Annotated in this window: 5 protein-coding genes; 3 read left to right on the top strand and 2 right to left on the bottom strand. The window is 70.0% G+C overall.

Features of this window, described 5'->3' with window-relative positions; all coding sequences use genetic code 11:
* Positions 1 to 468: 468 nt before the first annotated feature.
* Positions 469 to 3,021, bottom strand: a complete 2,553-nt coding sequence (locus BZL64_RS20740) for a serine hydrolase (RefSeq protein WP_244205423.1) — start codon at positions 3,019 to 3,021, stop codon at positions 469 to 471.
* Between the two features lie 239 nt (positions 3,022 to 3,260).
* Between BZL64_RS20740 and BZL64_RS20735 the strand changes: the two genes are divergently transcribed.
* From BZL64_RS20735 to BZL64_RS20725, 3 genes are all read left to right on the top strand, one after another.
* Positions 3,261 to 4,016 (top strand): GOLPH3/VPS74 family protein, encoded by a 756-nt coding sequence (locus tag BZL64_RS20735; RefSeq protein WP_073496618.1) that lies wholly within the window; start codon positions 3,261 to 3,263, stop codon positions 4,014 to 4,016.
* A gap of 305 nt (positions 4,017 to 4,321) precedes the next feature.
* Positions 4,322 to 5,176: a helix-turn-helix domain-containing protein gene (locus BZL64_RS20730; RefSeq protein WP_086770701.1), complete on the top strand. Its 855-nt coding sequence runs from the start codon at positions 4,322 to 4,324 to the stop codon at positions 5,174 to 5,176.
* A 242-nt stretch (positions 5,177 to 5,418) separates the two neighbouring features.
* Positions 5,419 to 5,610: a DUF397 domain-containing protein gene (locus BZL64_RS20725; RefSeq protein ID WP_086770700.1), complete on the top strand. Its 192-nt coding sequence runs from the start codon at positions 5,419 to 5,421 to the stop codon at positions 5,608 to 5,610.
* A gap of 124 nt (positions 5,611 to 5,734) precedes the next feature.
* On the opposite strand, the gene BZL64_RS20720 is transcribed toward BZL64_RS20725, so the two are convergent.
* The coding region (locus tag BZL64_RS20720; protein ID WP_483025101.1) for a GyrI-like domain-containing protein at positions 5,735 to 5,981 on the bottom strand (247 nt) is incomplete at its 5' end.

The raw sequence follows: 5,981 nt of genomic DNA, 5'->3' as shown, positions 1-5,981 counted from the left end.
ACCACGCGACGTGCAGTACGGCGGACAGGGCCGTCACCGAGAACACGAGATGCCGGCGGAGCCAGCCGCCCACCCGGTCGGGCATCGATCTCATGACAGGTGCGGGTGCGGGTGCGGGTGCGGGTGCGGGTGTGGGTTCGGGTGGCGGTGGGGACGCCGGGGCCGTGGCCCGGTCCTGATCGCCCGTGCCGCGGTCGCGGTCGTGCTCACCGGACTGGGGGGCGGGCACGCGGGCCCGTCGGCCGACGTCCGGGTCCGGACCGGTTTCGTCGGCGCGTTTCGGCTCCGCAGTGGCCACCTGAAGGCACTCCCCGTGTCCCGTCTTCCACTCTCGGACGCGTCCCGTTCGCGACCGTTTCACGGCCGCGTCGCCGCGACCGCCGACCTGTCCCGTTTCGTGACGCTAGCACGCACCCCGCCGAGCGGCTGCCCGGCGGGATGCGTCCTCGAGGGTCCGTGCGGGACGGCTCAGGCGATGCGCGTCAGCTTGTCCGAGAAGCCCGGTTCGACGAGGTCGCCCTGCAGCGCGACCGGTACCTTCACCGCGCTGCTGGTGCCGTCTCCGACGGTGAGCGTGCCCACCTGGGAGCCGGCCTTCGCCGTGTGCGGGACCTCGTCGCCGGCGAACGTCAGCTTCACCGTCAGCCCGGCCCAGCCGACCGCCGTGACGTCCTTGGTGACGACGACCGGGGTGTGGCCGCCGAGCTTGTCGTCCACATACCCGACGACGTCGCCCTTCTTGAGGATCGTCGCCGGGGCCAGGGCGTCCTGGGCGGCGGTCAGGGCCGTCCTGCTGACGTCGTTGGCCGTCTTGAGGATGGTCGGCTTGTGCTGGCCGAGGACCGCGCCGACGATGGTGACCGTCTCGCCGCCGACCTTCTTGCGGGCCGCGAAGAGGAGGTTGCCGCCGGCCGCACTGGTGGAACCGGTCTTGATGCCGATCGCGCCCATCTTGTAGGGCAGCTCGTTGTAGTTCGACCAGTTGTATCCGGAAGGGTCCGTCCAGCTGGCCGCGCTGGTGATCGCCACGAGAGCCGGGATCTTCACGACCGCGCTGCCGAGCTTCACCTGGTCCTCGGCCGTGGAGACGGTGGTCTCCTTCAGCCCGGAGGGGTCGGTGTACGTCGTGTTCGTCATCCCGAGTTCCTTGGCGGCGGCGTTCATCTTCTCGACGAACGCGGCCTCCGAGCCCGCGTCCCAGCGAGCGAGCAGCCGGGCGACGTTGTTGGCCGACGGGATCATGATCGCCGAGAGGGCCTGCTGGAGCGTGAGCTTGTCGCCGGCCTTCACGGAGTTGAGGGTGGACTCGCCGCTCTGGTTGTAGCCGCCCTCCTTTTCCGCGATGGCGTCGACCGTGATCTCGGGACCGTCCTCACCCGTCTTGAGGGCGTGGCTCTGGAGGACGACGTACGCGGTCATCGTCTTGGCCACCGAGCCGATGGCGATCGGCTTCTGCTCGCCGAAACTGTCCATCGTGCCCACGCCGTCGACGTCCATCCAACCCTGGCCCTCGGACGACCACGGCAGGGCGAGCTTGCTGCCCTCGAAGGTGTACGAGTCCTGGGCGGTGAGCGTCAGCGCGGTCGCCGGCAGTGGCCTGACGGCCTGCGCGATCGCAAACGCGATCACCAGCAGGAGGACCAGCGGCGTCCAGATCTTGAGCCGGCGGCCCAGCGTCCGCAGCGGGGTCGGCGGAGGCGGCGGGGTGTTCGTCAGCTCGGCCAGCAGGTCCAGCGGCGGCTTCGGCGGCAGCGGCTGCTGCGTCGTCCGCTCGGGGCCGATCTGCGGCACGACGGCGGTGGAGTCGGCGGCGGGCCTCACCGGCCGGACGGCGGAATCGTCCTGCGGCTTGAGCGGCACGAACTTGCTGGTCCGCTCGCTCGCCGCCGCGGGCTTCTCGGGCTTCTCGGCGCCGGGCTCGGGCTTGGGCTTGGCCTCCGTGACCTTCGCGGCGGCGGGCTCGGCGGGCTTCGCGGGCTTGGCCTTGGGGAGGTCACCCAGCTTCAGCATGGTGGTCGGCTGATCGACCTCACGCTCGGCAGGTGGCCGCAGGGTCGAGAAGACGGCGGTGGGCTGGTCGACGGGGGAACCGGGCTCGTCGGACGCCGTGTCCTCGGCGTCCGCGTCCTTGGCGTCCTCGGCGTCCTCGACCTCTTCGTCGTCGACCTCGGCGGCGTCGGTGTCCTCGCCGGTCGCCCACTTGGGCGCGGGCTTGGACGGGCGGTCGGTGGCGGAGTCCTCGGGGGTGGTGGCGTCATCGGCCGCGGCCGAGTCCTCCTCGGACCTCCCGGACTTGCCGGACTTACCGGAACCTTTCTCCAGTTCGGGCTCCGGCTCGGGCGTCGCCTCGTCCGATGCCTCGTCCGGCTTCGCGTCCGCCGAGGTCACCCACTGGGCCACGGCCGAGCGCAGCCGATCGTCACGGTCGCCGGTGTCCTCCGACGCCGTCTCGGCGTCCTCGGCGTCCTCCGGGCCGTCCGGGCCCTCTGCGGCCCCCGACGGCTCCTCGGAGCCCTCCGGTGACCCTTCAGAGGCTTCCTCCGGGCTCTCGGCGGCCTCCTCGGCCTCCGTGGAGCCCTCCGGCTCGTCCGAGTCCGTGTCCGGGCTCTCGTCCCTGTTCTCGCCCGCGCCGTCGGCCGAGTCGTCGGCCGAATCCTCGGTGGCACCCTCGACGGAGTCCTCGCCCGGCTCGTCGTCCACCTGGGCGTCCGGTTCGGCGTCCGTCCGGTCGTCCGCTTCGGGGGCCGCTTCGAGGTCCGTCGCCACCTCCGGCTCGGCGTCCGGCTCAGCGCCCGGCTCGTCGTCCGCCTCGGCGGTCGTCAGCTCCCGTACCGAGAGCACCCGCGTCGCCGTATCCACACCACCCCGGGAACCGGCCGAGGACGCGGGGGACGCGCTCTCGGCGTCCCGTGCCACCGCGAGCCGCGGATCGCGTGCCTCGGGAACCGCTCCCGCGCTCCCCGACGTCGGTTCTGCCGACGACTCGCGCTGCTTCGACCTGTCGGGGGACTCGCCCGCCACCGATGCCTCCTCGCTGTGCCGCACGCCGACCGCGCGCCTGCCGAAAACCGTGAACCGCCCACCGGGACCCGCCTCGCGGCGGTGTCCGAACCGTGTACCAGTGTCCTGTGTAGTGGGCTTGGCTCCTGCGGTAGACGAGAACGACATACCTACTGGTTCCACTACGAACCGGTCACGCACTCTCGACAGATGAATGTGAGAGGGGTCACCCTGTCATTCATCCACGCGGGGAGGCATGGATGGGCAGGAGCCGCAGAACCATTCCGGAAGAGCTTTTGCTGCTGGCATTGGACCCGGCCACGGGTACTACTGCACAGCCGCAGTCGCTCGACCTTGGTCTGGCCGGAGCACAGCTAGTGGAGCTGGCGCTGGCCGGACGGATAGCCCCGGACGGGGATCGTATCGCCGTGGTGTCCCCACGGCCGACCGGAGATCCGACTCTGGACTGCGCGTTGGAGTTGCTGCGAAGGCGTGGCGCTCCCGTACGGGCGGTTCATTGGATAGGCGGACCCCGACTGGGGCTCCGTCAGACGTACCTCTCACATCTGGAGCGGTGCGGCATGGTGCATGCCGTGGCGGGACAGATGTGCGGAGTGCTGCCGACGACGCGCTACCAGGCGACGGAGACGGCGATCAGCCGGGAGATCAAGGCCCGGCTGGACACTGCCATCCGCACCGGCGTTCCGCCGGACCCGCGGACGGCGGCGCTCGCCGCGCTGGCGCACGCGGTCGGTCTCGGCAAGCACCTGTACCCGGGGAACGAGGGACGCTCGTCCCGATCCCGGTTGCGGGACCTGATCAGGCACGACCCCATGGGCGGCCTCGTGGCGCACGCCGTGATGGACGTCCAGAACGGCGCGGTCGCACAGCCGCGTCGTAACCCGGCCCAGGCCGGCCGTCCGGCCGGACCGGGAGGCAGGTCGGCTCCGGAACCCGCCCGTGGTGTTCCGGCGCAACCGCACCGAGGCTCCATGGCACGTGTCGTGGCGCACTGAGCCGCAGTCCCACCGACACGTCGCAGCCATGAGGCCGTAAGGCCGTCAGACCCGTTCGGGAGCCGCCGCGGCCCGCGCGGGGTGGTGATGCCGTACGTCCCCGTGACGCACGGCCCGCCACCCCGCGCGGACGCATGTCCGGGAGCGGCCCGGTCGGGGCGGCGGCACGGCGGAATCCGTCAACCGGCCGGCCCCGCCCGCATATCCCTTGTTTTCCAGCGGTAGAAAGCACCTTGGTGGCAGTCTGCTCAACAGCAGATACGCAAAGTGTCAGTTACAGGCACGCAGCCGGAGGTGCACGTCCCGTGACGTCCAATGTCAATCCCACGGTCAGACGACGCCGGCTGGGCCAGGAGCTACGCAAGCTCCGCGAGGACAAGGGCATGACGGCCGAACAGGTCGCCGACCGCCTGCTGGTGTCCCAGTCGAAGATCAGCCGCCTCGAGAACGGCAGACGCAGCATCAGCCAGCGCGACGTGCGCGATCTGTGCGGGGTCTACGAGGTGGAGGACCAGCGGATCGTCGACTCGCTGATGCAGATGGCCAAGGACTCCCGCCAGCAGGGCTGGTGGCATGCCTTCGGCGATGTCCCCTACAGCGTGTACATCGGCCTGGAGACGGACGCGGCGAGCCTGCGCGTGTACGACCCGCAGGTGGTGCCCGGCCTGTTGCAGACCCGTCAGTACGCGGAGACGCTGATCTCGGGAGCGCTGCCGGAGACGGCGCCGACCGAGATCGAGAAGCGTGTGCAGGTGCGCATGCGTCGGCAGGAACGAATCAGCGCGCCGGAGAACCCGCTGCGCCTGTGGACGGTGATGGACGAGGCCGCGCTGTGCCGGATCGTGGGCGACAAGTCCCTGATGCGCGATCAGTTGGATCACCTCGTCGAGCAGTCGCGGCTGCCGCACGTCACCGTGCAGGTGATCCCGTTCGACATGGGCGCGCACCCCGGCCTCAACGGCCAGTACGCGATCCTGGAGTTCCCCGACGCGGCCGATTCCAGTGTGGTGTACATCGAGGGTGTCACCAGCGACCTGTACCTGGAGAAGCCGAACGACGTCCAGAAGTACAGCGTGATGTACGAGCACCTGAGGGCGCAGGCCCTGAACGTGGACCAGTCCCGTCAGTTCATCGCCGACATCGCCAAGAAGTACACCTAGGGCGCCGGTTGGACCGTCTGGCCGGGGCAGGGCGGCACGGTACACCCTGACCCGGTCGGGATGGAAGTCCCGCCTGGTATATGCCATCCGGTCGAGTGAATAGTCGCTTCGTACACCGATGTTGGCGAGTAGCGTCGATCACGCCATCGAGCAAGAACGTTGGCGGAAACCGTGCTGTGGGCCGTGGTCAGGCCCTCCGCGCGGCGACAGCAACTCATCACATCTGGCAATCCGGAGCAAAAATGGCAATTCGTCAGGGCATCACGGACGCGTGGACCAAGTCCTCCTACTCGACCGGCAACGGCGCGTGCGTCGAGATCAAGTCGCCGATCGTCGCGGCCATGGCCGTACGGGACTCCAAAGTCCAGGACGGGCCCGTGCTGGACTTCCCCGCCGACGCGTGGAACGTCTTCGTCGCATCGGTCAAGGCGTAGAGACTCCACAGGCAGCGCCACCGCACCGCGGAACAACTCCATACGCAGCACCGAAGGGCCCTCTCGACGAGCTCGCCGTCCTTGCCGAGAGGGCTCGGTTTTTTCTCAGGGACCGGTCAAGGCCTCACCGCACCGGGAACGCCACGTCGCACACCGGGTCCTCGGGGCCCGCCGCGGCCCAGTCGGCGAAGTAGATCTCCCGGCACGGGCCGTCGTACTCCAGGCCCTCCCGCTTCATCCACGCCTCCACCGCCTCGAAAGCGGACAGGATCTGAGGGTGCGCGACCTGCGCCTTGCTGATCCGGGTGAAGGCGAGCCGCCTCGCCGGTTCCACGACGACCGCGACCTCCCGCCCGCGCCCCAGTCCCGCC

Origin of the sequence: Streptomyces bobili (genome assembly GCF_002154575.1) — a bacterium.
GTDB classification, from domain to species: domain Bacteria; phylum Actinomycetota; class Actinomycetes; order Streptomycetales; family Streptomycetaceae; genus Streptomyces; species Streptomyces bobili.
The sequence above is the reverse complement of the archived record's forward strand: the minus strand, read 5'-3'. Positions and strand labels throughout refer to the sequence as shown.

Coding starts and splice junctions, on each gene's coding strand:
- BZL64_RS20735 (WP_073496618.1), top strand. CDS start 3,261: ATGGGCAGGAGCCGCAGAACCATTCCGGAAGAGCTTTTGCTGCTGGCA.
- BZL64_RS20725 (WP_086770700.1), top strand. CDS start 5,419: ATGGCAATTCGTCAGGGCATCACGGACGCGTGGACCAAGTCCTCCTAC.